General features: G+C 71.4%; 22 protein-coding genes. 5 read left to right on the top strand and 17 right to left on the bottom strand.

Translation table 11 applies throughout. The annotated features are described in order from the left end of the window. Positions 1-17 precede the first annotated feature (17 nt). Complete coding sequence (locus BC793_RS30445; protein ID WP_109598724.1) at positions 18-1,415, top strand: M1 family metallopeptidase; 1,398 nt, start codon at positions 18-20, stop codon at positions 1,413-1,415. Between the two features lie 313 nt (positions 1,416-1,728). On the opposite strand, the gene BC793_RS30440 is transcribed toward BC793_RS30445, so the two are convergent. Then, the gene (locus BC793_RS30440) at positions 1,729-2,847 is read right to left on the bottom strand and encodes a GuaB3 family IMP dehydrogenase-related protein (protein ID WP_109598722.1); all 1,119 of its coding nucleotides are present in this window, start codon (positions 2,845-2,847) and stop codon (positions 1,729-1,731) included. Between the two features lie 32 nt (positions 2,848-2,879). Next, positions 2,880-4,367 carry an IMP dehydrogenase gene (guaB, locus tag BC793_RS30435; RefSeq protein ID WP_109598720.1) on the bottom strand — a complete coding sequence of 496 codons (1,488 nt, stop codon included), beginning with the start codon at positions 4,365-4,367 and terminating at the stop codon, positions 2,880-2,882. Positions 4,368-4,487: 120 nt separating this feature from the next. On the opposite strand from guaB, the gene BC793_RS30430 reads away from it, so the two are divergent. After that, the gene (locus BC793_RS30430; protein WP_109598824.1) at positions 4,488-4,889 is read left to right on the top strand and encodes a DUF5319 domain-containing protein; all 402 of its coding nucleotides are present in this window, start codon (positions 4,488-4,490) and stop codon (positions 4,887-4,889) included. Positions 4,890-5,221: 332 nt separating this feature from the next. On the opposite strand, the gene BC793_RS30425 is transcribed toward BC793_RS30430, so the two are convergent. Then, positions 5,222-6,076 carry a response regulator transcription factor gene (locus BC793_RS30425; protein ID WP_109598718.1) on the bottom strand — a complete coding sequence of 285 codons (855 nt, stop codon included), beginning with the start codon at positions 6,074-6,076 and terminating at the stop codon, positions 5,222-5,224. 231 nt (positions 6,077-6,307) lie between these two features. On the opposite strand from BC793_RS30425, the gene BC793_RS30420 reads away from it, so the two are divergent. Beyond that, positions 6,308-6,694, top strand: coding sequence for a WhiB family transcriptional regulator (locus BC793_RS30420; RefSeq protein ID WP_109598822.1), 387 nt, complete (start codon positions 6,308-6,310; stop codon positions 6,692-6,694). 159 nt (positions 6,695-6,853) lie between these two features. On the opposite strand, the gene BC793_RS30415 is transcribed toward BC793_RS30420, so the two are convergent. The 11 genes from BC793_RS30415 to BC793_RS30365 form a co-directional block, all read right to left on the bottom strand. Next, positions 6,854-8,380, bottom strand: a complete 1,527-nt coding sequence (locus BC793_RS30415; RefSeq protein WP_109598716.1) for a molybdopterin-dependent oxidoreductase — start codon at positions 8,378-8,380, stop codon at positions 6,854-6,856. Positions 8,381-8,453: 73 nt separating this feature from the next. After that, positions 8,454-9,971 (bottom strand): M16 family metallopeptidase, encoded by a 1,518-nt coding sequence (locus BC793_RS30410; protein WP_109598714.1) that lies wholly within the window; start codon positions 9,969-9,971, stop codon positions 8,454-8,456. Beyond that, a complete protein-coding gene (locus BC793_RS30405) occupies positions 9,968-10,909 on the bottom strand; it encodes a hypothetical protein (protein ID WP_239170306.1) in 942 nt (313 codons plus the stop codon). The genes BC793_RS30410 and BC793_RS30405 overlap by 4 nt, the downstream gene beginning before the upstream one ends. Before the next feature lie 21 nt (positions 10,910-10,930). Continuing rightward, positions 10,931-12,577 (bottom strand): M16 family metallopeptidase, encoded by a 1,647-nt coding sequence (locus tag BC793_RS30400; RefSeq protein WP_203896361.1) that lies wholly within the window; start codon positions 12,575-12,577, stop codon positions 10,931-10,933. Continuing rightward, positions 12,574-13,518 carry a hypothetical protein gene (locus BC793_RS30395; RefSeq protein WP_239170305.1) on the bottom strand — a complete coding sequence of 315 codons (945 nt, stop codon included), beginning with the start codon at positions 13,516-13,518 and terminating at the stop codon, positions 12,574-12,576. Before BC793_RS30395 ends, BC793_RS30400 begins: the two co-directional genes overlap by 4 nt. Before the next feature lie 162 nt (positions 13,519-13,680). Continuing rightward, positions 13,681-14,859, bottom strand: a complete 1,179-nt coding sequence (locus tag BC793_RS30390; RefSeq protein WP_109598708.1) for an ROK family transcriptional regulator — start codon at positions 14,857-14,859, stop codon at positions 13,681-13,683. A gap of 45 nt (positions 14,860-14,904) precedes the next feature. Further along, entirely contained in the window at positions 14,905-16,164 is a 1,260-nt protein-coding gene (locus BC793_RS30385) for a sugar ABC transporter permease (protein ID WP_109598706.1), read from the bottom strand. Then, a complete protein-coding gene (locus BC793_RS30380) occupies positions 16,161-16,964 on the bottom strand; it encodes an ATP-binding cassette domain-containing protein (protein WP_109598705.1) in 804 nt (267 codons plus the stop codon). Before BC793_RS30380 ends, BC793_RS30385 begins: the two co-directional genes overlap by 4 nt. A 117-nt stretch (positions 16,965-17,081) precedes the next feature. Further along, positions 17,082-18,179, bottom strand: a complete 1,098-nt coding sequence (locus BC793_RS30375; RefSeq protein ID WP_109598703.1) for a sugar ABC transporter substrate-binding protein — start codon at positions 18,177-18,179, stop codon at positions 17,082-17,084. Positions 18,180-18,507: 328 nt separating this feature from the next. Further along, positions 18,508-18,999: a Cys-tRNA(Pro) deacylase gene (gene ybaK, locus BC793_RS30370; protein ID WP_109598701.1), complete on the bottom strand. Its 492-nt coding sequence runs from the start codon at positions 18,997-18,999 to the stop codon at positions 18,508-18,510. Positions 19,000-19,088: 89 nt separating this feature from the next. Beyond that, the gene (locus BC793_RS30365) at positions 19,089-20,273 is read right to left on the bottom strand and encodes a class I SAM-dependent methyltransferase (protein ID WP_109598699.1); all 1,185 of its coding nucleotides are present in this window, start codon (positions 20,271-20,273) and stop codon (positions 19,089-19,091) included. Positions 20,274-20,489: 216 nt separating this feature from the next. Between BC793_RS30365 and groES the strand changes: the two genes are divergently transcribed. Both groES and groL read left to right on the top strand, forming a co-directional pair. Further along, positions 20,490-20,804, top strand: a complete 315-nt coding sequence (groES, locus tag BC793_RS30360) for a co-chaperone GroES (RefSeq protein ID WP_014440794.1) — start codon at positions 20,490-20,492, stop codon at positions 20,802-20,804. A gap of 72 nt (positions 20,805-20,876) precedes the next feature. Beyond that, complete coding sequence (groL, locus tag BC793_RS30355) at positions 20,877-22,532, top strand: chaperonin GroEL (RefSeq protein WP_109598697.1); 1,656 nt, start codon at positions 20,877-20,879, stop codon at positions 22,530-22,532. A gap of 13 nt (positions 22,533-22,545) precedes the next feature. Here groL and BC793_RS30350 read toward each other — a convergent pair whose 3' ends face one another. From BC793_RS30350 to BC793_RS30340, 3 genes are read right to left on the bottom strand one after another with little or no spacing between them, the layout of a single operon-like run. Then, complete coding sequence (locus BC793_RS30350; protein WP_109598695.1) at positions 22,546-24,330, bottom strand: ABC transporter ATP-binding protein; 1,785 nt, start codon at positions 24,328-24,330, stop codon at positions 22,546-22,548. After that, positions 24,327-26,138 carry an ABC transporter transmembrane domain-containing protein gene (locus BC793_RS30345; protein WP_109598693.1) on the bottom strand — a complete coding sequence of 604 codons (1,812 nt, stop codon included), beginning with the start codon at positions 26,136-26,138 and terminating at the stop codon, positions 24,327-24,329. The genes BC793_RS30350 and BC793_RS30345 overlap by 4 nt, the downstream gene beginning before the upstream one ends. A 42-nt stretch (positions 26,139-26,180) precedes the next feature. Beyond that, a complete protein-coding gene (locus BC793_RS30340) occupies positions 26,181-26,435 on the bottom strand; it encodes a hypothetical protein (protein WP_093618706.1) in 255 nt (84 codons plus the stop codon). Positions 26,436-26,444 lie beyond the last annotated feature (9 nt).

Raw genomic sequence — 26,444 nt, 5'->3', positions numbered from 1 at the left:
GCCGTACCCTCAACGACATGAGGGTTTGGGTGAGCGGGCTGATTCTGCTGGTGGCGGCCGCCGGATGCACCGGTGGCGGGCCCGAGCCGAAGCCCAGCCCGAGCTTCCGGCCCGGGTCGGACGGCGCCGGTGATCCGTACTTTCCGAAGTACGGCAACGGTGGCTACGACGTCGGCGGCTACGACCTGTCGCTGCGCTACGACCCGTCGGCCGGCCGTCTGGAGGGCACGGCGACCATCACCGCCACCGCCACCCAGGACCTGTCCCGCTTCAACCTCGACCTGGCCGGCCTCACCGTCGCCGGGGTCGCCGTGGACGGCACCGCCGCCGCGTCGGCTGCCGAGGGCACCGAGCTGGTGATCACCCCGGCCGACGGGATTCCGGACGGTCAGGCGTTCACCGTGGTCGTCGACTACGCCGGCACGCCCGCGCCCACCGAGAACGACACGCTCGGCACCAGCGGCTGGCTCCGCGACGGCAGCCGGGGTGCGGTCGCGCTGGGCCAACCGGAGTCGGCGAGCACCTGGTTCCCGGTCAACGACCATCCATCGGACAAGGCGACGTTCCGGCTCGCGATGACCGTGCCGGACGGGGTCGAGGTGATCGCCAACGGCGTTCCCGGGCCGAAGGAGACCGCGAACGGCAGGACCACCTGGCGGTGGACCGAGTCGTCACCGATGGCCAGCTATCTCGCCACCGTCGTGATCGGGCAGTACCGGATCACCGAGAGCACCCACGCCGGGCGCCCGATGGTCATCGCCATCCCCGAGTCGATGCCCGCGGACGGCCCGGCCGCGAAGTCGCTGGCGCGCACCGGCGAGATCACCGACTTCCTGGAGACGCGGTTCGGGCCGTACCCGTTCGGCGCCAACGGCGGGGTCGTCGTCGACGAGGCACAGATCCGCTACGCCCTGGAGACCCAGTCCCGGCCGGTCTACGGCAACACGTTCTTCCTCACCGGCGAGAACACCGGCGTCGTCGCACACGAACTCGGCCACCAGTGGTTCGGCGACAGCGTGGCCCTCGCCCGCTGGCAGGACATCTGGCTCAACGAGGGCTTCGCGACCTACGCCGAGTGGCTCTGGTCGGAACACAGCGGCGGGCAGACCGCGCAGCAGATCTTCGACCGGCGCTACACCGGCTTCAACTGGTCCGAGGCGCCCGGCGACCCGACACCGCAGCGCCTCTTCGGCAACGCCGTCTACCAGCGCGGCGGCATGACCGTCCACGCGCTCCGCAAGACCCTCGGCGACGACGCCTTCTTCACACTGGTCAAGACGTGGACCGCCGAACACCGCGACGGCAACGTCACCACGGACCAGTTCATCAAGGCGGCCTCCGCCGCTGCGGGCCGCGATCTGACCGACTTCTTCCACGCGTGGCTCACCGCGAAGACCCAACCCCCGAAACCCTGACTTTCGTACGGTCTACGCAGAGCACCCAGGCTGTCCCCGCGACCCGGTCCCGGTGCCGGACCGCAACGCGACCGCCGGGCTGATCCGGTGGCCCTTCCGGCTGGCTCCCACCGCTGTCTCACGGCTGTTTTGACAGCGGTGAGAGCCAGCCGAACACGGCGAGCCGCCGAAATCGGCGAGCCGCCGAAATCGGCGAGCCGCAGGGACCGGCGGGCCGCAGGGACCGGCGAGCCGGCGGACCGGCTGCGGGCCCTGGTCCGGAGACGCCGAACGGCGGGCCAGAGGCCCGCCGTCCGTGTGCTGTGTGGGGTGATCAGTTGTCGAGGACCAGGGCGACCTTCTGGAACTCCTTGACGTCGCGGTAGCCGCACTTGGCCATCGCGCGCTTCAGGCCACCGAAGAGGTTGAGCTGGCCGTTGGGGCTGTTGGCCGGGCCGTACAGCACCTCTTCCAGAGTGCCGTCGGGCTCACCGGCGATGCAGAAACCGCCGCGCGGCAGATCCGGGTGGCTGGCTGCCGAGTGCCACCAGGCGCCGCCGGCCGGGGCGCCCTCGGCCAGTGACAGCGGCTCGCCGAGCATCACCGCGTCGGCACCGCAGCCGATCGCCTTGGCGATGTCACCGCTGGTGGCGATACCGCCGTCGGCGATCAGATGCACATACCGCCCACCGGTCTCGTCCAGGTAGTCGCGGCGGGCGGCCGCGGCGTCGGCGATCGCGGTGGCCATCGGCACCCGGATGCCGAGGACGGTGTCGGTCGTGGACCACTCGTCGGCGCCGACACCGACGATGACGCCGGCCGCGCCGGTCCGCATCAGGTGCAGCGCCGTCTTGTAGTCGGTGCAACCGCCGACGATGACCGGCAGGTCGAGGTCGGCGATGAACTCCTTGAGGTTGAGCGGCTCGTCCGTCGTGGACACGTGCTCGGCCGACACCAGGGTGCCCTGGATGACCAGGAGGTCGACACCCGCATCCAGCACGACCGGAGCGAGGGCCAGGGTGTGCTGCGGCGACACCCGGACCGCCGTGGTGACGCCGGACGCACGGATCTCGCGGACCCGCTCGGCGATCAGCTCCGGCTTGATCGGCTCGGCGTAGACCTCCTGGAGGCGCCGGGTCGCGTCGGCGTCCTCGTCCAGCGAGGCCAGCTCTTCGAGGATCTTGCTGGGGTCCTCGTACCGCGTCCAGAGGCCCTCGGCGTTGAGCACGCCCAGACCGCCGAGGCGGCCCAGGGCGATCACCGACTCGGGGCTCTGGGTGGCGTCCGACGGGTGCGCGACGCAAGGGATCTTGAAGGGGTACGCGTCGAGCTTCCACTCGGTCGACACGTCGTCCACGTCGCGGGTGCGACGACTCGGAACGATGGCGATGTCGTCCAGGTGGTAGCCGCGCTGCGCGGTCTTACCGAGGCCGATCTCCACGACGTCACGCATGATGGGCGCCTTTGTCCTTCTTGGGGATCTGTCTAGCGGGAGTGATAGTTGGGAGCTTCGACGGTCATCTGGATGTCGTGCGGGTGGCTCTCCTTGAGGCCGGCCGCGGTGATCCGGATGAGCTGTCCCCGCTCCTGGAGGTCGGTGATCGTCTCGGCACCGGCGTAGCCCATCGCCAGCCGGACCCCGCCGACCAGCTGGCCGACCACCCGGGAGAGCGGGCCGCGGTACGGCACCTGGCCCTCGACGCCCTCCGGAACCAGCTTCTCCTCCGGCACGTCGTGCTGGAAGTAGCGGTCCTTGGAGTACGACTTGGCCTGGCCGCGGGACTGCATGGCGCCGAGCGAACCCATCCCCCGGTACGACTTGAACTGCTTACCGTTGACGAAGATCAGCTCGCCGGGGCTCTCCTCCGAACCGGCCAGCAGACCGCCGAGCATCACCGCGTTGGCGCCGGCGACCAGTGCCTTGGCGATGTCGCCGCTGTACTGAATACCCCCGTCGCCGATCACCGGAACCCCGGCCGGCTTGCATGCCCGGGACGCCTCCATGATCGCGGTGATCTGGGGCACACCCACGCCCGCGACGATCCGGGTGGTGCAGATCGCGCCCGGCCCGACACCGACCTTCACCGCGTCGGCGCCCGCCTCGACCATCGCCTTGGCGCCCGCGTAGGTCGCCACGTTGCCGCCGACGATGTCGGTGACGGTGTCCTTCTTCAGCCGGGCGATCATGTCGAGCACCTGGCGCTGGTGACCGTGCGAGGTGTCCACGATGATCACGTCGACCCCGGCGTCGATCAGGCCGCGGGCCCGCTTGTACGAGTCGTCGCCGACCCCGACCGCCGCGGCCACCCGCAGGCGGCCCTGCTCGTCCTTCGTCGCGTTCGGGAACTGCTCGGACTTCGTGAAGTCCTTCACCGTGATCAGCCCGCGCAGACGGCCCTGCTCGTCGACGAGCGGCAGCTTCTCCACCTTGTGGCGGCGCAGCAGATCGAGCGCCTCGTCCTTGGTCACCCCGACCGGGGCGGTGATCAGCGGCGACTTGGTCATCACGTCGCGGACCTTGACGGCCGGGTCACTGACGAAGCGCATGTCACGGTTGGTCACTATCCCGACCAGCCGGGTCTCACCGTCGACGACCGGGACGCCGGAGATGCGGTATTTCGCGCAGAGGGCGTCGACCTGGCCGAGAGTGTCGTCGGGGCTACAGGTGATCGGGTTGGTGATCATGCCCGACTCGGACCGCTTCACGAGGTCGACCTGGGCCGCCTGGTCCTCCGCGGAGAGATTGCGGTGCAGCACGCCGATGCCGCCCTCACGAGCCATGGCGATCGCCATGCGCGCCTCGGTCACCGTGTCCATCGCCGCGGAGAGCAGCGGGATCGTGAGTTCGACGTTACGGGTCAGGCGCGTGACCGTGTTGACCCGGCTGGGCACCACGTCCGACTCGCCTGGCTGCAACAGCACATCGTCGAACGTGAGGCCGAGAGGAACGGTGCGAGCGCTGTCAGTTTCCACAGATCATCCCTGAGAGAAGAGGCGGAGTTCATCATCCTACCCATCCCGGGCGGGGCACCCGGGCGGCGGACAGAACGTGCGGGCCAGCACACACACTCGGGAGGTGAGTACGGTATGGGGGTGCAAGATGAGCCGATCGACCCCTTCAACGGCGACCCGACCGACCCGGCCGCCGGTCTCGACGACCTCAACGAGGACGCCGAGACCGAACCGCTGACCGAGGACGAGCGGCAGGACGTCCTGGAGGACCTCTCCGACCTGGAGATCTACCAGGCGCTGCTGAGTCCGACGGGCATCCGCGGATTGGTGATCGAGTGCGAGGACTGCCACGAGCCGCACTACTTCGACTGGGACCTGCTGCGCGGTAATCTGCGCCATCTGCTGAGCAGTGGCCGCCCCCGCGTCCACGAGCCGGCCTACGACCCCGACCCCGACCACTACGTCACGTGGGAGTACGCCCGGGGCTACGCCGACGGCGTACACGACACCCTGACCGAGGGCAGCGACGACGAAACCCCGTAGTCACGGAACGGCCGCGCTGCCCCGTAGGAAACCCCGTAGTTTCCCAGTGCGCGCGTAGCCACAGAACGGCCCGCATAACGCCGCCGGTGATGAGGCAGTCGATTTACCGACGCCCCGCGGGGTTTGCGGGGTGGCGGGAAATCGCCTGCCTCATCACCGGGTACAAGGCGTTCTGCCGCGGAGCGAAGCGAAGCCAGCCAGCTCAGCAGACCGCCCCGCCAGCCTCAGCCACCGAGGCGACCGAAACACTCGCCTCGCCGCCGAGGCATTCACCGAGCGATCGAAACACTCGCCTCAGCCGCCGAGGCACTCACCCCGGCGACCGAACCACCTCAGGCGACCAGCCCCGCCCTGAACCCGGCAGCGACCGCGTGCGCACGGTCCCGGGCCCCGAGTTTGCGGAAGAGCCGCCGTGCGTGGGTTTTGACGGTGTCCTCGGAGACGAACAGTTCGCGGCCGATCTCGGCGTTGCTCTTCCCGTCCGCCATCCCCCGCAGCACCTGAAGCTCACGCTCGGTGAGCGTCAGCCGCCGGCCCGCGGGTTGCGCGTCGGTCATGCCCACCCCGGCTTCGTTGCCGGGCCAGGCCACCATCGGCCGGCCGGTGGCCGGGTCGATCGGCGCGTCCCCGCGCTGGGCGGGGACCATCGGCGCGTTGGGCCCGAGCATGGCCGGCACCGCCGCTGCGTTGTGCACGCCGATGCCACCGGGGCCCTGCTGGTACTGCCCCCGGGCCGCCGGGGAGTTGTTGTTGCGCACACCGCCGGCCACGGTGGCCGGTTGAGCGTTGGCGCCGTTGATCGGCATGCCCTGCGGGCGTACCGGCAACAGCAGTAGGAGTAGTGCCTTGGCGACGACGCTGACCAGGTCATGTTCGACGCCACGGATGACACCTCGGGCGCCGGCGGCCACTGCCGCCGCGGCTACCCGCGGGTCTTCCGCACCGAAGAGCACCAACTGCGCCTGGGGGGCACGGGCGAGTACCCGCCGGGTGAAACCGACGCTGTCGGGCCGGGTCACGGCGGTGTCGGCCAGGACCACTTCGGCGGGCCGTTCCGCCAGTCGGATCATGGCCTCGGTCTCGCTGACCGCAGTCCGGACGACGCCGGTCATGCCGAGCCGGGCCGCGGTGGACGCGACGGTCTGGGCCGCCAGCGGGGTTCGGACGCACACGAGGACGGTACGCACAGTGATCCTCCTTCTCTCTCAGAGGAGATCACGCGAGGGCCGCAGCATTACGCGCTTTAGATGGAAAAAACGGGAAAGAAAGGTATGACTTGCCGCCCCTTTGCCATACCGCTCGCGAAGACATCGACATGGTGCGTGTGAGCCGGACGTTGCCGGGGTACACCCGCACGAGGCCGGTTCCTGGCCCCTCACGACGAACGCTCCGCGGTGCCGCGCGGGAGGAGGGTGTTGATGTCGAACGTTCGCAGACTGCCCGGTCCCATCGCCGATGTCTGGGATTGGCAGAGACTGGGGCTCTGCCGAGGCCGGGACAGCGCACAGTTCTTCCACCCTGACGGCGAACGCGGGTCGTCCCGCAGTCGCCGGGAGGCCAAGGCGAAGAGCATGTGCGGCGCCTGCCCGGTTCGGGCGGAGTGCGCCGCGCACGCCCTCGCGGTTCGCGAGCCGTACGGGGTCTGGGGAGGCTTCAGCGAATCGGAGCGGCTGCGGCTGCTCGCGGTCGGCTGGGAGGATCTCGCAGACCGTCACGGACGGGTCGACCTGCTCCGGCTCGAGGCTCGCCTCGGCCGGCCCCACAAGACGGCGGTGCCCGCACAGCGGCAGGCACCGGCGGCCTGACGCCGACCGGCACGCGGCGTCACCACACGGCTTCCGGCACGGTCCTCCAGGGAGGACCGTGTCGAGTGGTTCAGCGGTTCTTCAACCGCATTGGTGGACATGCAAGCCACCGTATGAGCGACTTGCTTTCCCGAGTCGGACCGAAAGTGCGGCTTTCAACTACCCGACGTCGACGGTCACCTGGTGCAGTCCGGTGGCGCCGTCGGGGGCCGGTGGGGCCTCCAGCGGCGTCTGCGTCACCCCATCGAGATCGGTCGCGCGTACTCGAAGGGTGTGCCGCCCGGCGGAGGCGGCCCAGGTCAGGCTCCACTGCCGCCAGGTGTCCGCGGAGACCGCCGCGGCGAGCCGCGCGGGCTGCCATGGACCGTCGTCCACCTGCACCTCGACCGTCGCGATACCGCGATGTGTCGCCCACGCGACTCCGGCGACCGTCACGTCGCCCACCGGTTTCCGGCTGCCGTCGCCCGGGCTGTCGATTCGCGACTGGGTCTTCACCGGGGCCAGTGCCGACCATCCGCGCGGCACCCAGTAGGCGTCGAAGTCGGCGAACCGGGTCAGCTCGATCTCGGTGATCCACTTGCAGGCGGAGACGTAGCCGTACAGTCCGGGAACGATCATCCGGGCCGGGAAGCCGTGCTCGACCGGCAGCGGCTCGCCGTTCATCCCGATCGCGAGCAGCGCGTCCCGGCCGTCCCGCAGCGTCGCCGTCGGGGCGCCACAGGTCCAGCCGTCCACCGACCGCTGCACCACCTGATCCGCCTCGGGCAACGGGCCGGCCTCCTCGAGCAGGTCCCGGATCGGGGTGCCGAGCCAGAGCGCGTTGCCGATCAGGTCACCGCCGACCTCGTTGGAGACGCACGCGATCGTCACGTACCGCTCGACCATCGGCCGTTTCAGCAGGTCCGCCCAGGTGAGCGTGATCGGGTTGCGGACCATCCCGTGGATCCGCAGCTGCCAGGCCGACGGGTCCACCTGCGGCGTGACCAGCGCGGTGTCGATCCGGTAGAAGGCCCGGTTGGGCGTGACATAGGGGGTCGTGCCGGGCACGTCCACGCCGGCGGGCAGCACCGGCCGTGGCTCGACGGGGGATGGCAGCGCGATCGACTGCCGGGCCACGGTCACCGCGCGGCGCGAGGTGAGCATCCGGCCGGCGACACCCGCGGCCGCGGCGGCCGCGGCGACGATCCCCAGGTCACGGAGGAAACGGCGACGGCTCTCCTGGATCTGGTACGGCCCATCCGCCCCGTCGTCGGTTTCGGCCGCACCGGCCCGTCCCCGCAGGTGGCGCAGCACCAGCACGGCCGCCGCGGCACCGACCACCGACGGGATCACCGACGTCCCGCCCGCGCCCGGCCGGGTCACCGCCGCCACCGCACCGACCAGCCCGAACACCGCGATTCCGGCGACCGCCGGCGCCCACCGGCGCCGGGCCAGCACACCCACCCCGTAGGCGTAGGCGGCCAGGAGCAGAACCGTGCCGACGATCAGGGCGGTCTTGTCGTGCACCCCGAAGACGGCGACCGCGAAGTCCTTGACCGGGGCCGGCACATGATCGACCACCACCCCGCCGACCGCGACGATCGGGGCCGAGCGGGCGCCCGTCGCGAGTGCGGTCACCTCGGCCACGCCGAGAGCGGCCGCAGCCGCCGCCACTCCACCGAGCCCGGATCTGATCGACGCCTTCACCCTGCCATCGTCCCCGTTCTCCGCCGCGACGGATACGCGTGCCGGTCTTACGGATTCGTGACGGATCCGCCTCTCAGCCGCGCCGGATCCGGCGCAGGGCCCGGGCGAGGACCGATCCGGACGGGGCAGGTGGTTCGGGCGCCGGCGGGCGCGGGATCCGCTCCGGATCGCGGGGCGGCATCGCGACCCGCAGCTCCGGCCGGATCCGCGCGTCCAGGGCGGCCACCATCGCGGGCCCGTCCGGATACAGGGCGGGCTCGACGCGCAGCTGGACGGCGTCGTACCCGACGAGGATCCGGCCGCCGTCCGGCCAGGCGAGCACGGCGGAGCACTCGTCGAAGAGCACGGTGGCCGTCGATTCCGGCCGGATCAGGCTGAACCCCCGCTCGCCGGCGACCAGGCGCGGCGCCGAGTCGTCCGGCGCCTGATGGGTGATGCCGTCCACCGGCGGCACCGAGGAGACCGGCGCTTCGGCAAATCCGGCCCAGTCCGCCTGGGTCTCCCCCGGCGTCATCAACAGCCCGTCGGCACTGGCCGCGGCGGCGACCGCGACGACGTCGTCCCGGGTGACCGCGTCGAGTTCGGCCAGCACCTCGGTGACACTGCGCACCGGGCGGCCGTCGAGCAGGTCGAACGCCTGACCGGGCAGCCGTCCTCCGGTGGCGTCGGCCTGCCGCAGCTCCTCGCGGCGCTTGTTGACCACCGCGGCCACCTCGGCCTCGTCGATGATCCCGAGGCGGGCGGCGGCCAGTACGTCGACGAGGCCGCCGAGGACGGCGCCCTGCTTCTCCGGCAGCGAGTCGGCGGCCGCCATGATCACGGCACGGCCGTCGGCTCTCGGTGTGTAGTCGCTCACCACGTTGTAGGAGAGGCCGCTCTCCTGGCGCAGCGAACGGAACATCGACCGTCTCAGCACCTCGGCGAAGACCGCCGCATCCTCGCCCTGGTCGACGACGGCGTCCCAGGCAATGGCGTCCTCCGCGCCGATGAAGTACGCCGGGCGTACCGGAAGGATGGAAGAAGGCACCGGGGCGGCCTGGCGCGTGCCGTCCGGGAGATCGAGCCGGAGACCGGCGGGCACGCCCGGCCCGGCGATCCAGAGGACCGCGTTGCCCCGGTTGAAGTAGCGGGCCACCCAGGCGCGCAGATCGTCGGGAGTGAGGGCGCCCAGGCCCCACTCCGGGTAGTTGGCCAGGCCGTAGTCACGGGCGCCGTGCCGCCACAGGGCCAGCCGCCCGGCCGGGCCCTCACCGCGGGAGTTCTGCTCGGTCCGCAGGATCTCCTTCTCCACGGCGAGACGGTCCATCGGCAGATCGCCGAGGGCGGCGCACACGCCGTTCAGGAAGGCGACGATGTCCGCCTCCGCGCCCTGCATGTGGAAGACGGTGTGCTCGACGCCGGTGGCGCCGTTGTAGTGGTAGTCGGCCACCCCGAGCGTGTGCAGGGCGAGGTGCTCGATCAGGTGCGTGATGCCGCGCCGGGACAGCGTCTCGTCGACGAAACCGACCCGGAAGGCGAGTCCGGCGCTCATCGGCCCGGTGGTCGGCGCGATCAGCACCGGCACGCCGTCGACCTCCTGCCGGGTGGTCATACGGCCTCCTCGTACGCCCACGCCCGCGCCTCCCGGATCTGCGCGGACACATCGCTGCCGATCTGGTTCCAGGGGTACTCCGCGGCCAGGGTGCCGAGCCCGGCGAACGCGGTCGCCGCGGACCGCCGGTCGTCGAGCATCGTGAAGATCAGCGCGAACGCGGTGAACGCCTGCACCCAGCCGGGGCCACGCCGGAACTCCGGATGCCAGATCGACCGGTGCGCCGCCTCGTAGATCCCGGCACGGATGGTGTCGTCGGCCAGGTAGCGCACGACGTCGGTGTCGTCGTCGCCGACGATGTGCTCGACATGCGCGTGCACGACCAGCACCGCGTGCGGCGACCCGGGCGGGGCGGCCAGCATGGCGTCGCGGGCGAATTCGTGGGCAACCTCCCAGGTGCCGTCCCACTTCGGGCAGGCGCTCTGGAGGAACTGGAGCTGGGCGGGCAGATGGTGCGGCTGGGCGGCGACCGCGCGGTCCAGCCGGCGCCGCGCCTCGGCCAGGCCCAGTTGCAGGCCCCGGGCGGTGAGCAGCCGCGCCGTCCAGATCGCCGGGTCCTTCGGATGGCGGGCGGCGGCGTCGATCAGCACCAGCTCGGCCCGGCGCAGCCAGTCGTGGAACCGATCGAACTGCCGCGCGCCCACGTGCTTGGCGTACTGCCCGGACCGGATCTCCCAGCCGACGTGGATCAGATGGTGGCCGAGCAGCGCGGCCGCGGCGGCGTCGGTGACGTCGGCGGCCAGCACCCCGCGCAGGAACTCCTCGAGCCCGAGCTCACCGGCACAGGACTGCAACGCGGCGCTGCGGGCCGTCGGCTCCAGCTGGTCGAGCAGCGCCCGGCAGGCCGGCCAGTCCCGGCGGCGGAGAGCCGCCCGGAGCCCGGCGATCTCCGGGTACGCGGCGGCCGCGTCGAGCACCACGTCGGTGGATCCGATCATGGCGCGCACTATAGATGCACCTCAGCTACGGCGGCTGCCCAGTTCCCGGCCGGCGGTCCAGCCGTGCCGGCCGAGCATGACCCCGAAGACGAGGGACCCGGCGAGCGCCAGGACGTCCTCGCCGCGCGGGTTGCCGGTGCCCGGGCCGGCCAGTGACTGGACGAGGATCCAGAGACCGCCGCCGAGGAGGAACAGCGCGAGCACACCGCAGAGGATCGCCGTGGCGTACAGCCGTCCGGTGCCGGCCCCGGACGCGGGCTCCGGCTGCGGAATCCGGTCCCGGTCGCGGGCCGGCATCTCGATCCGCAGCCGCTCCGGGATCCGGGCGTCCACCTCGCGCACCACCCGGTCGGCGCCCCGGTACATGGTCGGCTCGACCCGGACCGTCACCGCGTCCTCGCCGATCAGATGACGACCCCCGTCCGGCCAGCTCAGCAGGGCTGCGCAGGAGTCCCAGCGGACGGCGGCGACCACGCCATGGCCGGTCACGCCGACCCCCTCGGCACCGCTGATCAGGCGCAGCGCCCGGTCGCGGCGGCCACGATGGACACGGCCGGCCGGCACCGTGTCCGACATCGCCGGGGCGGCGGTGTAACCGGCCCACTCGGCGGTGCTGCCGGGCGGGGTCATCAGCAGACCGGCGTCGTACGCCTCGACGGCGACCCGGGCCACATCGGCGGCGGTGACCGCCCGCACCTCGGCGAGGGCCTCCTCCAGCGTCTGCACCTCGCGCCCGGCGAGCAGGTTGAACGCCTGGCCGGGCAGGCGGGCGCCGCGCGACTCGGACTCGCGCAGTCCCTCACCGGTGAGCTTCACCACGCTCGCCACCTCGTCCGGGTCGATCTGCCCGGCCCGTACCGCGGCCAGCACGTCGACCAGACCGCCGAGGGCCGCCTCGGACTGCTCCGGCAGTGCCTCGGCGACGATCAGGATCCGCGCGGTGCCGTCCGAGCGCGGAACGTACTCGGTACGTGTCTGCGCGGTGAGGTCACGCAGGTCCCGGTGCACCCGGCGTTCCAGGACGTTGGCGAAGACCGCGGCCTCCGGGCCACGGGCGATCACCGTGTCCCAGCCGACGCCGCCGGTGAACCAGGCGGGGGTCAGCGGCAGCGTCCTGGCGGCGGCCGGCGGCGCCTGCCGTACGCCGGCCGGCAGGTCCAGCCGCAGCCCCTCGGGCACCTCATCGCCGGCCACCCAGAGTGCCGCGTTCTCCCGGGTGAACCATCGGGAGATCCACTCGCGGAGGTGCGCCTCGGTGAGACCGGGCAGCGCCCACTCCGGATAGCTGACGACGCCGAAGCCACGGGCACCGTGCCGCCACATCGGCAGCGGGTCCCGTTCGGGCCGGGCGCCCTGCACCAGCTCCCGCACCTCGGCGAGCCGGTCGGCCGGCGGGTTGCGGAGTCCCTCGCACACCCCGGTGAGGAACTCGGTGATCTCGGTGGGTGAGCCCTGCACGTGGAACCAGGTGTGCTCGGGCCCGGTCGTCCAACTGGTCCGGCCGGCCGGGTCGAGACCGTCGGTCACCAGGTGCTCGACCAGGCGGGTGATGCCGCGCCGGGCCAGCGGCTCGTCCGCCGTACCGACCCGGAAGACCAGGCCGGCGTGGGCGGGACCGGTCACCGGCGCGAGCACCGCCGGGATCCCGTCGACCTCCAGTCGCCTCATGTGCCGCCTCCCGCCACCCGTTTCCGATACTTCACGATCACCGCGCCCGGGTCACCGAGGTGGTACCAGGGATGGTCGGAACCGAGATCGCCCAGCGTGGTGAAGAGCGAGTCGGCCGCCGGCCGGTCGTCGAGCAGTGCGAACGCCATCGCGAACGTGCTCGTCACCCGGACCCAGCCGTGGGTGTGCCGGAAGTCGGCGTGCCACACCGAGCGGCGGGCCGCCTCGTGCAGCCCGGCCCGGACCCGGTCGTCGGCGAGATACCGGCGGCCCGCTCCCGGCTGCCGGTGGTGTTCCCGGTTCCAGTGCTCCAGGTGTGCCTCGGCGACCAGCACCGGCCCGAACGATCCCGGCGGCGCGGCCTCGGCGGTCTCCCGGGCGAACGCGTGCGCCGGCTCCCAGTCACCGCCGGGTTCCGGGCAGAGCTGCTGAAGGTACTGCCACTGCGCCGGCAGGTGGTGCGGATCGATCTCGGCGAGCCGCCGGTAGCGCCGGGCGGCCTCGGAGCGGCCGAGCCGCAGACCCCGCGCGGTGACCAGGCGGGCCGTCCAGATCGCCGGGTCACGGGGGCTGCGGGCGGCGGCGTCGACGAGCAGCCGTTCGGCCGTCACCAGCCCGTCGGTGCGCCCGGCGGGCCGCCGCGGGGCGCCCCGCTCCGCCCGGGCGCCGGTCGGGACACGCCAGGCCGTTCCGATCAGATGCCGGCCGAGCAGCGCGGCGGCCGCGCCGTCCCCCGGGTCGCCGTCCAGCACGCCGCGCAGGAACGTCTCCAGGCCCGGCTCGGCGAAGGGCACCATGGTGAGCTCGGTGCGTTCCACCGGCGCGGAGGCGTCGAGCACCGCACGGCAGGCCGGCCAGTCCCCGGAGTCCAGGGCGTCCCGCAGACCGGTGATCCGCGGGTAGGCGGCCGCCGGGTCCAGATCCGGTTGACGCGGGGGCATGGCGGGCAGCATAGATCTTCCGGATGGGTGCCCCTTCACGACGGTGCGGACCCACCGTCCGATCAGGACTCCGACACCCGGGCACGAAACGGAGCCGGTACCGCCGGCTCTCCAGGGGTACTCGCAGCCGAGGTCACCGGGCAGCCGGTGGAGCCTCGGCTCTCAGGGCACGAGAGGGTCGTCGAGCAGGTGCTCGAAGGCCAGTTCGGCGGCCCCGATCAGAGCCGCGTCCGGGCCCAGTTCCGGCGTGCGCAGCCGGACGTGCTCGCGGCAGGCCGGCAGCCCGACCGCGTTCAGCCTGCTGCGGATCTGCGCCGCGGCACCGAGATAGACGTCCCGCAGAGTGCCGCCGAAGATCACCACCTCCGGGTTGAAGATGTTCACCAGGTTGCCGACACCGAACCCGACCCAGTCGCCGACCTGCCGTAACGCGTGCTGCGCCGAACTGTCCCCGCGCATCGCGGCGTCCACCACGGCCAGCACCGCCTCCCGGCCGCTGCGGTCGGCCCGCCCGGCCAGGCGCAGCAGCGCGTGCTCGCCGATCTCGGTCTCCCAGCAGCCGCGCGAGCCACAGCTACAGGTCCGGCCGTACGGGTTGACGACCATGTGGCCGACCTCCCCGCCGTAGCCGCCGTGCCCGTGCACCCGCCGTCCACCGGCCACGATCCCGGCACCGACACCGACGTCGCCGTACAGGTAGATGACGTTGTCGGAGCCGACCGCGGCGCCGCGTGAGTGCTCGGCGAGCGCGCACACGTCGGCGTGATTGCCGACGCTCAGCGGCCCGAACTCCTCCAACTCGGTGCGCAGTGCCTCACCGATCGGCTCGTCGACCCAGCCGATGGTCGGGGCCAGCCGGATCATGCCGTCCTCCAGCCGCACCATGCCGGCCACGGCGACGGCGCTGCCCACGCACCGGCCGTCGGCGGGGGCACCGGAGCGCATGGTGCGGACGTAGCGGGCCAGCGGGCGGACCGCCTCGCCGGCACTCATTCCGCGGGGGCGCTCGGTCTCGTACTGCTCGAGGATCCGGCCGCCCAAACCGACCCGGGCCGCCCGCAGCCGGTCCACCTCGATGCTGAGCGCGTAGGCGTACACCCGCCCGGACTCCGGCCGGACGACGAGTGACGGCCGGCCGGCCCGTCCGGTCTCGCGTGGCGCCGCCTCGCTGACCAGACCCGCGCCGATCAGGTCGGCGGTGAGGGCGCCGATCGTGCTGCGGTTGAGGCCGAGCCGGGTGGTCAGCTCAGCCCGGGACGTCGCGCCGTGCATGTGCACGTAGCGCAGCACCGTCCCGAGGTTGTACTTGCGTACCTCTTCCTGACTCGGGCTGGCTCGCATCAGCGCCCCGTCCCCTGCCCCGTCGTGGTGTCCATCGGGCCCTGGTTACCGGTTGCCGGTCGCCGCGGCGCGGCGGCGCGCCAGCGCGTCGACACCCGCGGCGATGAGCAGGATCACACCGGTGAACACGTAGCGCGTCCCGGAGGAGAAGTCCATCAGCAACATGCCGTTGTCGATGACCGCGATCACCGCGCCACCGATCACCGCGTGGATCACCTTTCCCTTACCGCCGAAGAGGCTGGTGCCGCCGATCACCGCGGCGCCGACCGAGTAGAGCAGGGTGCTGCTGCCGCCGGTGTTCGGGTCGACCGACCCGGCCCGGCTGACCAGCATGATGCCGCCGACCGCGGCCATGATGGAGCCGATCACGAAGACCGAGATGCGGATCCGGTCGACCGGGATGCCGGCCCGGCGGGCGGCCTCGGCGTTGCCGCCGACGGCGTAGATGTGCCGGCCGTACGAGGTGCGGCCCAGCACGAACGTCCACAGCACCAGGAAGCCGCCGATCACCGGCGCGGCGATCGGGACGCCCTTGAGCGAGGTGACGGCCGGGTTGATCGCCCGCTCCTGGGTGAGGATCGCGGTGGTGATCAGGATCAGCGCCGCGATTCCCGCCACCCGCAGCAGGACGATCCCGACCGGCTCGGTGACCAGGCCCCGGACGACCCGGCCGCGGTAGCGCAGGAACTGGATGAGCGCGAACACGGCCACCGCCGCCACCGCCAGGGACCAGCTCCAGGCGACCGGAAGGCTGTCCTTGTTGAGCGACTTGATGAAACCGTCCGGGATCGAGACGTTCTTGCCCTCACCGAGCAGGTTCAGCAGGACGCCCTGGAAGGCCAGGAAGGCCGCCAGCGTGACGACGAAGGACGGGATGCCGATCTTCGCCACCAGGAAGCCGAGTGCCAGGCCGATCACCGCGCCGACGGCCAGCGACGCGATCAGCGCGACCGGCTCGGAATAGTTCTTCTCGGTGAGCAGGATCGCCATCACCGCGCCGCAGACACCGGCCGCGTAGCCGGCGGAGAGGTCGATCTCGCCCAGCAGGAGGACGAAGATCAGGCCCATCGCGATCATGGTGAGGCCGGCGGCCTGGTTGAACAGGTTCGCGAGATTGCCGGCACTGAAGAACGTCTCCGGCCGGGCGATGCCGAAGATCAGAGTGAGCAGGACCAGGCCCAGTACGGCGGGCAGGGCCCCGAGGTCACCACCGCGGATCCGGTCCACGTAGTCCCGGAAGTGGCTGTTGACCGTGGGTTTGACGACGGTGACGCCACCGGCGGTATCGAGTGTCGTGGTGCTCACTGGTGGACTCCCGGCGTGATGTCGGCGAAGTCGGTGGGATTCTCCGGCGGGAGGCCCAGGTGGCCACTGCGCCCGCCGGTGATCAACTCGACGATCTGGGCGTGGGTGACGTCGCTCGTCTTCACCTCGGCGGCCATCCGGCCGAGGTAGAGCGCGGCGATCCGGTCGGAGACCGCGAAGACGTCGTTCATGTTGTGCGAGATGAGCACCACGCCGAGACCCTTGTCGGCCAGTCGGCGGACCAGCTCCAGCACCTGGGCGGTCTGTGCCACGCCGAGAGCCGCGGTCGGCTCGTCCAGGATCACGACCCTGCTGTTCCAGAGCACCGCCTTGGCGATCGCCACGGTCTGCCGCTGACCGCCGGAGAGGGTGGCGACGAGTTGACGGAGCGACTTGACCGTGCGTACCGAAAGGTTGGCCAGCGTCTCGCCGGCCATCTGCTCCATGGTCGGCTCGTCCAGGACGATGCCGCGCTTCCTCTCCCGGCCGAGGAACATGTTCTGGACGATGTCCAGGTTGTCGCAGAGCGCGAGGTCCTGGTAGACGACCTCGATACCGAGGTCGGCGGCGTCCCGGGGGCTGTGCACCGAGACCTGCCTGCCGTCGAAGGTCACCGTGCCCGCGTCGATCGTGTAGATGCCGCTGACGCACTTGACGAGCGTCGACTTGCCGGCGCCGTTGTCACCGATCAGGGCGGTGACCTCGCCGGGGTAGACGCTCAGGCCGACATCGTGCAGCACCTGGACGGGACCGAAGCTCTTGTCGATCCCGCGCAGTTCCAGTAGGGGTGTCGCGGCCACGGGTGTTTCTCCTTAGTTCGGTGACCGGCCGGTTCCGGCCGCGGAACCGACTCCGGCGCCGCTCACGTCGATGACGTGGGCGGCGCCGTCGCCGGAATCAGCGGGGAGTACTGAGGATCAGCTGATGCCCACGTCGGTGCAGGCCTTCGCGAACGCTGCGGTGCACAGCGCCTCCTTGGTGACGAACCCGTCGTCGATGACCGTCTTGACGTTCGCCTTGGTGATCGCCTCCGGCTTGAGCAGCACCGACTTGACGGCGGCCTTCGACTCCGGGTCGATCACGGTGTTGGTGGCGGTGCTCGGGGTCTCGCCCCTGGCCAGTGCGACGGCCAGCGCGGCGGCCGCTTCGGCCTCCTTCTTGATCGCCTTGTAGACGGTCATGCACTGGTCACCGGCGAGGATGTTCTGGAGGCCCTGGACGGTGGCGTCCTGGCCGGTGACCGGAACGGTGCCGTTCAGCTTGTTCTTCTTCAGGACCTCGATGGCCGCGTTGGCGAGACCGTCGTTCGCGGCGAGCACACCGGCGATTTTGTTGTCCTTGGTGAGCTGCTGCTCGAAGATCGTGCCGCCCTTGGCGTTGTCCCAGTCCGGAACCGCGTCGTCCGGGCCCTTGGTGAACTCGCCCGAGTCGAACTTCGGCTTGAGGACCGAGTCGTAGCCCTCCTTGAACAGGGTGGCGTTGTTATCGGTGGGCGAGCCGTTGAGGTAGGCGACGACCGGACCGGTCACCCGCTTCTCGGCCAGGCAGTCCACCAGACCCTGCCCCTGGAGCTTGCCGACCTCGACGTTGTCGAAGGAGACGTAGTAGTCGGCGCCACCGCTCAGCGTGAGGCGGTCGTAGTCGATCGTGTGGATGCCGGCCTTCTTCGCGTTCGCCAGAACGTTCTTGCCGGTGCCGGAGTCCAGGTTGACGGTCATCAGGACCTTGACGCCGCTCTGGATCATGCCGTCGGCGATGGTCTGGAACGAGGCCTTGTCGCCCTGGGCGTTCTTGATGTCGGCTCTGATGCCCGCGGCGTCGAACGCGTCGGCCAGGTACTTCAGGTCCGCCGTCTCCCAGCGGGCCGAACTCTTGGTGTCCGGCAGGATCACGCCGACCATGGCGCCGCCCGAGGAGCCGCTGCCGGTGCCGCTACCGCTCTCGGTATCGCAGGCGGACATGCCGCCCGTGGCCAACAGGCCGGCCGTGGCAAGGGCGAACATTCCCTTACGCATCCCTATATGTCCTTTCCGGGGGGAATCCGGAACCTCTTTCGGATTCGTCAGGGACGGGCAGCGCCTGGGAGAACCACTGCTGAACCATGACGCCGATGGATCAGGAACCGGTTTGTTGTGCCCGGCAACGTATTCACATGGTGGCGCAGAACACAAGCGACAACGACGGTCTATCTCGTACCGAGGCATAACAATCCGGCAACACGACCGTTTCACTGACCCGTGCCGAGAACGCCGAAATTCGCCACACGGTCCGCATAACGTAACGCTAAGTAGTTTCGGGCCGGGAAGTCGGCCGAACCGGGAGAACCGGGGGCCCTCCGACGGCCTAGGATGCGCCCGCCCGGATCGGGGCGACGGTCGCGCTGGTCAGTCTGATCAGGTCGGCAGGGGCGAGTGACACCTGCAGCCCGCGGCGGCCCGCCGACACATACATCACCTCGAGTCCGGCCGCCGTGTCGTCGATCACGGTGGGAAGCCGCCGCCGCTGCCCGAGCGGGCTGATCCCGCCGCGGACGTAGCCGCTGCTGCGCTCCGCGGCCGCCCGGTCGGCCAGTGCCGCCCGCTTACCGCCGGCCGCCGCGGCCAGCGCCTTCAGGTCCAGATCACCGGTGACCGGCACGACACCGACCACGAGAGCGCCGTCCACCTCGGCCACCAGCGTCTTGAACATCTGCTCCGGAGCGACCCCGAGGGCCTCGGCCACCAGCGCACCGTAGTTGGGGGCGTCCGGCGACACCTCATACGGATGCAGGGCGTGCGCCACCCGCTCGGTGGTGAGCACCACGGTGGCCGGCGTTCCGGCCGCTTTCTTGGCCATCCGCGAAAACTACCTCGCCGCGGTCGCCTCCCCGGCGCTGCCGCCCCGTGAGCTACATCGCCGCGACCGCCCCATCGCGGCCCGCCGGGTCACATCGCCGCGGTGGTCAGCAGTGCCACCGGTGCCCCCTCCACCCGGGTCAGCACCAGCCCCGCCGTGTTCGGCCCGGACAGCCTGAGGTCCTTGCGCAGCTGATCGGGGACCAGCGCCGAGCCTCGTTTGCGGATCTCCAGGACACCCACCCCGCGCTCCCGGAGCAGCGCGCGGAGCCGTTTCAGCGAGAACGGCAGCATCTCGGTGACCGCGAGCCGGCGGGCGAACGGCGTGTCCACCGGGTCGTCGGTGTAGACGTAGGCGATCTCCGGATCGGCCAGCCGCCCGCCGATCGCCGCGGCGAACTCGGCCACCAGATGGGAGCGGATGACCGCCGGATCGGGGTCGTAGATCCAGGCGCCGACCGGCCCCACCTCCGCCGATTTGTTGCCTGCCCCGACCAAACCGGCGTCCGGGCCGAGCAGCGTGGCACGGCGCGGGACCTCGGCCAGCGGGCCGCACCAGAACGCGGCCTCGACCAGGTCGCCACCGACGCTGACCCACTCCCCCTCGGCACCGGGCGGCAGCAGCGCGTGGTCGATCCCGGGTGCCAGCTTCAGCACCGTGCGCGGGGTGCGGGCGGGCAGGCCGGCGATGAAGTCCCACGGCGGCGAATAGGCCTTCGGGTCGAACACCCGGCCGCGGCCGACCTGGCGCCGGGCCGGATCGGCGAAGACCGCGTCGTACCGCTCCACCGGAACCGTGGTCGCGTCGGCACAGGTCACGGTGATCCGGTCGGCGAGACCGGCGGCCTCGGCGTTCGCGGCCGCCATCGCCGCCGTGACCGGATCGGCGTCCACCGCGTACACGGTGATGCCGTGCCGGGCCGCGGCCAGCGCGTCCGACCCCAGCCCGCAGCCGAGGTCGGCGAGGGTCCGGACGCCCGCCGCGGCGAGCCGCGCGGCCCGCCGGTCGGCCACCACGGCACGGGTGGCCTGCTCCAGACCGGCCCTGGTGAAGAACATCCCGGCGGCGTCCGGGCCGAACTTCATCGCGGCGCGCCCGCGCAAACTAGCCTGGGTCAAGGCGGCCGCGGAGAGCTCCGCGCCGAAGCCCCGGGCCCGTAGGGCCGAGGCGGCGGCGAGCGGTTCACCGCCGGCCACCTCGGCCGCCGCGGCCAGGGCTTTCAACCCCTCGGGGGTACGCAACAGTTGCAACGACTGTGGGGTCACGAGAGGCATTCTCCCTGGCGTGACAGGTTGGCACTCTGGTTGACGGAGTGCTAGTTCCGACATAGTCTCGGCGTTAGCACTCTCAACATGAGGGTGCCAGCCGCCCGGGTCCTCCGTGGCGGTTAGGCACCAGGCGGACCGGCACCCGCGACGACGGCCCCGCCCGGTGGCATGAGGCATTGACCGGCCTGGTTCATGGCCGGCGAAACCTGTACCCAGGAGGGTATGCCCGTGACTACCGCGACAAAGGTTGCGATCAAGCCGCTCGAGGACCGCATCGTGGTCCAGGCGAACGAGGCCGAGACGACCACCGCGTCCGGCATCGTGATCCCCGACACCGCCAAGGAGAAGCCCCAGGAGGGCACCGTCCTCGCCGTCGGCCCCGGCCGGATCGACGACAAGGGCAACCGCGTTCCGCTCGACGTGAAGGTCGGCGACGTCGTCCTCTACTCGAAGTACGGCGGCACCGAGGTCAAGTACGCCGGCGAGGAGTACCTGGTGCTCTCCGCCCGCGACGTCCTCGCGGTCATCGAGAAGTAAGACCTAACTGATTGCGCTTGCGCCCTGTTCCGATAGCTCGGGGCAGGGCGCTGGTGCGTGAAGGGACCATTCATGGCGAAGATTCTCAGCTTCTCAGACAACGCCCGGCACCTTCTGGAGCACGGCGTCAACACCCTCGCCGACACGGTCAAGGTCACCCTCGGTCCGCGCGGTCGCAACGTCGTCCTGGACAAGAAGTTCGGCGCGCCCACGATCACCAACGACGGCGTGACCATCGCCAAGGAGATCGAGCTCACCGACCCGTACGAGAACCTCGGCGCGCAGCTCGTCAAAGAGGTGGCGACCAAGACCAACGACGTCGCCGGTGACGGAACCACCACGGCGACCGTGCTCGCGCAGGCGCTGGTCCGCGAGGGCCTGCGCAACGTGACCGCCGGCGCCAACCCGATCGGTCTCAAGCGCGGCATGGACCAGGCCTCTGAGGTCGTGTCCAAGGCGCTGCTGGCCAAGGCCGTCGAGGTCGCCGACCACAAGGCGATCGCCAACGTGGCCACCATCTCGGCCCAGGACGCCACCATCGGCGAGCTGATCGCCGACGCGATGGACCGGGTCGGGCGCGACGGTGTCATCACCGTCGAGGAGGGCTCGGCGCTGCACACCGAGCTCGAGGTGACCGAGGGTCTCCAGTTCGACAAGGGCTTCATCTCGCCGAACTTCGTGACCGACGCCGAGGCGCAGGAGGCGGTGCTGGAGGACGCGCACATCCTCCTCACCACGCAGAAGATCTCCAGCATCGAGGAGCTGCTTCCGCTGCTGGAGAAGGTGCTCCAGACCAGCAAGCCGCTGCTGATCGTCGCGGAGGACGTCGAGGGCCAGGCCCTGTCCACTCTGGTGGTCAACTCGCTGCGTAAGACCATCAAGGTCGTCGCGGTGAAGGCGCCCGGTTTCGGTGACCGCCGCAAGGCGATCCTCCAGGACCTCGCGATCGCGACCGGTGGCGAGCTGATCGCCCCCGAGCTCGGTTACAAGCTCGACCAGGTCGGCATCGAGTCGCTGGGCAGCGCCCGGCGGATCGTCGTCGACAAGGAGAACACCACCATCGTCGACGGTGGCGGCAACTCCTCCGACGTCGCCGACCGGGTCTCGCAGATCCGCAAGGAGATCGAGGCGTCCGACTCCGACTGGGACCGCGAGAAGCTCTCGGAGCGGCTGGCCAAGCTCTCCGGCGGCGTCGCGGTGATCAAGGTCGGTGCCGCGACCGAGGTCGAGATGAAGGAGCGCAAGCACCGCATCGAGGACGCCATTGCGGCGACCAAGGCGGCCGTCGAGGAGGGGACCGTCCCGGGTGGCGGCGCTGCTCTCGCCCAGGTCGCCAAGGAGCTCGAGGGCAACCTCGGCCTCACCGGCGAGGAGGCGCTCGGCGTCGGCATCGTCCGCAAGGCGCTCGTCGAGCCGCTGCGCTGGATCGCGCAGAACGCCGGCCACGACGGCTACGTCGTGGTGGGCAAGGTCAACGAGCTGGGCTGGGGCCACGGCCTCAACGCGGCCACCGACGAGTACGTCGACCTGGCCGCGGCCGGCATCATCGACCCGGTGAAGGTGACCCGCAACGCGGTCTCCAACGCCGTCTCGATCGCCGGTCTCCTGCTCACCACCGAGAGCCTCGTGGTGGAGAAGCCGGCCGAGGCCGCTCCGGCCGCCGACGGTGGCCACGGCCACAGCCACGGCGGTCACGGGCACGGCCACCAGCACGGTCCGGGCTTCTGATCCGTCCGTCCGCTCAGGGAAAAGGCGCGCCCTCCGGGCGCGCTTTTTTCATGGCCCCGCCACCGCCCTGCCACGAGTCCCACAGCGCGGCGTAGGCCCCACCCGCCGCCACCAGCTCGTCGTGCGACCCCAGCTCGACGATCCGCCCGGCCGCCATCACCGCCACCCGGTCGGCGTCGTGCGCCGCGAACAGCCGGTGTGCGATCGCCACCACGGTGCGGCCGCTGACCACCGCCGCGAGGGACCGTTCCAGGTCCCGGGCGGCCCGCGGGTCGAGCATCGCCGTCGCCTCGTCGAGCACCAGGGTGTGCGGATCGGCGATCACCAGCCGCGCCAGCGCCACCTGCTGCGCCTGCGCCGGAGTGAGCGGGACACCACCGGAGCCGACCATCGTGTCCAGCCCGTCCGGCAGCTCGTCGACCCAGGCGAGGGCCTGTACGGCGGTGAGCGCCGCCCGGATCTCCCCCTCCTGCGCACCGGGCCGCACCATGGCCACGTTGTCGCGCAGGGTGCCGATGAACACGTGGTGTTCCTGGGTGACCAGGGCGACCTCGGCCCGCAACCGGTCGGGTGGCAGCGCGCCCAGCGGCACCCCGCCGACCGTGATGCTGCCCGAGGTGGGCCGGTGCACCCCGGCGAGGAGCCGGCCGAGGGTGGACTTGCCGGCCCCGGAGACCCCGACGACGGCGAGCCGCTCGCCCGGTTCGAGGACCAGGTCCACGCCGTGCAGCACCTCGCGTCCCGGCGCGTAGGCGAACCGCACGTCGCGTACCTCGATCCGGTTGCCGACCGGCTCCGCGACGTCGGTGACCGCCGGCGGTGGGCCGGCCGTGACACCGAGCAGCCGGGCCAGCGCGGCCGCGCCGACCTCCAGTTCGTCGAGCCAGCCGACCAGCCGGTCCAGCGGGTCGACAAGTTGCTGGACGTAGATCACGGCGGCGGTCAGCGCGCCGAGCGTGACCAGGTCGTGCAGGTAGAGCCAGCCACCGGTGAGCAGGGTCAGCACCATCGGCACCACGTAGCTGATCTCGATGACCGGCCACCACACCGTCCGCAGGCGCAACGTGTACCGCTCGGCGCGCCAGGATCGCCGCAGGTCGACGTCGGTACGGTCGACCCGCTGCCGCTGACGGCCGAGCGCCTCGACCGTACGGGCGCTCTCCACCGTCTCGGTCAGCCCCTCGGTCACGTCCGAGTAGGCGGCGTTCTGCCGCAGGTACCCCCGTGGCGCGTGCCGCAGATACCACCGGGTCCCGACCGCCATGATCGGCACTCCAATCAGCAGCGGCGCCGCGAAGATCGGGCTGACCAGCAGCAGCGCCCCCACAACGAGACCGAGAGTGATCAGGGCGATCAGTGTCTCCGGCACGGCGAAGCGGACGCACTTGGACAGCGCGTCGACGTCCCGGGTGGTCCGGGTCAGCAGGTCACCGGACCCGGCCGCCTCCACCGTGGACAGTGGCAGGGCGAGCACCCGGCCGACGAACTCCTCCCGCAACCGGGTCAGCACCCGCTCCCCCAGTCGCGCCGACGCCAGGTGCGCGAACCGGATCAGCATCGTCTGCACCAGCACGAACCCGCCGATGGCGAGCGCGAGCAGGTCCAGTTCGGACATCGGGACGCGGTCGTGCACGCCCTGCACCAGCTCCCCGAGCAGGCGGGGGCCGGCCAGACCGGCCAGCGCGGCGGCCACGTGCAGGCTGATCGTGGCGCGGAACAGGCCGGGGTACTGATGGATCAGGTCGCGGGCGTACCGGCGGGCCTGCGCGGCGCTCGCGACCGGCAGCAGCCGGCTCACGACCGGTCCTCGCCGGCTTCCCCGCTCGTCTCCGCGTCCCCGCTCGTCTCCGCGTCCCCGCTCGTCTCCGCGTCCCCGCTCGTCTCCGCGTCCCCGCTCTTCTCCGCGTCTCCGGAGTCGGAGGCCGAGCCGTTGCCGCGGCGGACCAGGCCGGCGTAGCCGGGTTCGGCGGTCAGCAGGTCGGCGTGCGGGCCGGCCGCCACCACCCGGCCGTCCGCGACGAAACAGACCCGGTCGGCCCGGCTCAGCAGCAGCGGGCTGTTCGTGCAGACCACCGTGGTCCGGCCGGCCCGTGCCGCCCGCAGCCGCCCGGCGATCCGGTCCTCGGTCCACGCGTCCACCGCGTTCGTCGGCTCCACCAGGATCAGCACCTCCGGGTCGGCGATCAGGGCCCGGGCCAGGCGCAGCCGCTGCTGCTGGCCGCCGGAGAAACAGCGGCCCCGATCGGTCACCAGGGCGTCCGGGCCGTCCGGCAGCGCCTCGACCGTCTCGGTGGCCTCGGCGGCCTCCAGAGCCTTCTCCAGAGCGCCGGTGCCGTACGGATCGAGGTCCGCCCGGAGCCGGCCGGAGAACAGGCGGGCCTCGTTGTCGGCGACCAGGATCCGCGCGCGCACCTCGGACAGGGCTGCGGCGGCGAGCGGGACACCGCCCAGCGTGGCACCGTCGGCGTACCGGCCCAGTCGATCGGCGATCCCGGCCGCCTCGGCGGGGTCCGTGGCGGCGATCGCGGTGAGACGGCCGGGCGTCACCCGTACCCCCGAGACGGGATCCACCAGATCGCCTGCCGGGAGCGGCACCGGATCCGGAGGATCCACCAGATCGCTGCGCCCGCGCAGCATCGTCACCACCCGCCGGCCGGAGACGTGCCCGCGGGTCATCTTGTCGATCGCCTCGGTGAGCTGGCGCAGCGGCGCGACCAGGAAGGCGGCGTACGCGTAGAACGCCACCAGCTGCCCCACGGTGATCCGCCCGTCCGCCGCGAACCGCGCGCCGAGCCACGTGACCAGCACCAGGAACAGCCCCGGCAGCAGCACCTGCGCGGCCTCCAGCAGCGACTCGATCCGCGCGGTGTGCACGCCGGCCGCGCCGAGTGCCCGTGACTCGGCCCGGTAGCGGGCCGCCATGGTCGCCTCCCCGCCCACGCCGCGCAGCACCCGCAGGCCGCCGACCAGGTCCGCGGCCCGTCCGGTCAGGTAGCCCTGCCGGTCCCGGTAGCTGCGCTGCCGCCGGTGCAGCGGCGGGATCAGCACCCCGACCACCGACATCAGCAGCGGTACGCCCAGCAGCACCACCAACCCCAGCGGCACCGACGTGTGCAGCAGCACGACGGTGACCGTGATCACGGCGAGCAGCGACCCCATGCCTCGCGAGGTGATGTCGACGGCGCTGCCGATGTGGGTGATGTCCGAGGTGCCGATCGCCACCACCTCACCGGCGTCCAGCCGGCGCGGCAGCGTGGAGCCGAGTCGGTTCGCCTGCCGGACCACCACCTGCACGGTCCGGAAGGCCGCGGACAGCCAGTTGGTGACCGCGAACCGATGCCGCGCGATCCCGGTGAACGCCTGCACCAGCCCGACACCGAGAAGGAGCGCCGCCCAGACGGCCAGGGCGGTCGCGTCCCGGTCCACGGCGGCGTCCACCGCCCGGCCGACGACCGCGGGCACCAGCGCCTGGCATCCCATCCAGGTGATCGCCAGCAGTGCCGCGGCGGCGACCGTCAGGCGGGATCGCCGGATCAGCCAGAGCAGATATCGGGTGGCGGATCGAGAGTCGGGGACACCGGGGTCGGGCGCAGGCAGTCTTCGCATCAGGCCCCGACGGTAAAGCCGGGGTGCGCCGACTGCGACCGGTCAGCGATCGACGGGGTTGAAATCCCAGACGTGCGGAGCGCGTGCCACCAGGTTCTCCGGCGGGGTCCGCAGGTTCTCCGGGGAGTTGCGCCATTTGGTGATGACGACGATGCGTTGATCGGTGGACGAATAGACGTCACTCGACACATGTTGTGGCAGTACCTCCAGTGCAGGCACCGCCGTGTCGCAGACCCAGGCCAGCAGCTCGTCGAAGCCACTACGCGAGGCCCGCACCTCCCACATCCGCGCGATCATGAACGCTTC

The organism is Actinoplanes xinjiangensis (genome assembly GCF_003148685.1).
Taxonomy (GTDB): Bacteria; Actinomycetota; Actinomycetes; order Mycobacteriales; family Micromonosporaceae; genus Actinoplanes; species Actinoplanes xinjiangensis.
The sequence above is the reverse complement of the archived record's forward strand: the minus strand, read 5'-3'. Positions and strand labels throughout refer to the sequence as shown.

Bases quoted from the DNA above. Each gene is read 5' to 3' on its own strand.
- ybaK (WP_109598701.1), bottom strand. From the start codon at position 18,999: ATGGCCAAGAAAGCGGCCGGAACGCCGGCCACCGTGGTGCTCACCACC.
- BC793_RS30410 (WP_109598714.1), bottom strand. From the start codon at position 9,971: ATGACCACCCGGCAGGAGGTCGACGGCGTGCCGGTGCTGATCGCGCCG.
- groES (WP_014440794.1), top strand. From the start codon at position 20,490: ATGCCCGTGACTACCGCGACAAAGGTTGCGATCAAGCCGCTCGAGGAC.
- BC793_RS30395 (WP_239170305.1), bottom strand. From the start codon at position 13,518: ATGCCCCCGCGTCAACCGGATCTGGACCCGGCGGCCGCCTACCCGCGG.
- BC793_RS30375 (WP_109598703.1), bottom strand. From the start codon at position 18,179: ATGCGTAAGGGAATGTTCGCCCTTGCCACGGCCGGCCTGTTGGCCACG.
- BC793_RS30405 (WP_239170306.1), bottom strand. From the start codon at position 10,909: ATGATCGGATCCACCGACGTGGTGCTCGACGCGGCCGCCGCGTACCCG.
- groL (WP_109598697.1), top strand. From the start codon at position 20,877: ATGGCGAAGATTCTCAGCTTCTCAGACAACGCCCGGCACCTTCTGGAG.
- BC793_RS30390 (WP_109598708.1), bottom strand. From the start codon at position 14,859: ATGCGAGCCAGCCCGAGTCAGGAAGAGGTACGCAAGTACAACCTCGGG.
- BC793_RS30440 (WP_109598722.1), bottom strand. From the start codon at position 2,847: ATGCGTGACGTCGTGGAGATCGGCCTCGGTAAGACCGCGCAGCGCGGC.
- BC793_RS30400 (WP_203896361.1), bottom strand. From the start codon at position 12,577: ATGAGGCGACTGGAGGTCGACGGGATCCCGGCGGTGCTCGCGCCGGTG.
- BC793_RS30420 (WP_109598822.1), top strand. From the start codon at position 6,308: ATGTCGAACGTTCGCAGACTGCCCGGTCCCATCGCCGATGTCTGGGAT.
- BC793_RS30340 (WP_093618706.1), bottom strand. From the start codon at position 26,435: ATGATCGCGCGGATGTGGGAGGTGCGGGCCTCGCGTAGTGGCTTCGAC.
- BC793_RS30445 (WP_109598724.1), top strand. From the start codon at position 18: ATGAGGGTTTGGGTGAGCGGGCTGATTCTGCTGGTGGCGGCCGCCGGA.
- BC793_RS30365 (WP_109598699.1), bottom strand. From the start codon at position 20,273: ATGCCTCTCGTGACCCCACAGTCGTTGCAACTGTTGCGTACCCCCGAG.
- BC793_RS30345 (WP_109598693.1), bottom strand. From the start codon at position 26,138: ATGCGAAGACTGCCTGCGCCCGACCCCGGTGTCCCCGACTCTCGATCC.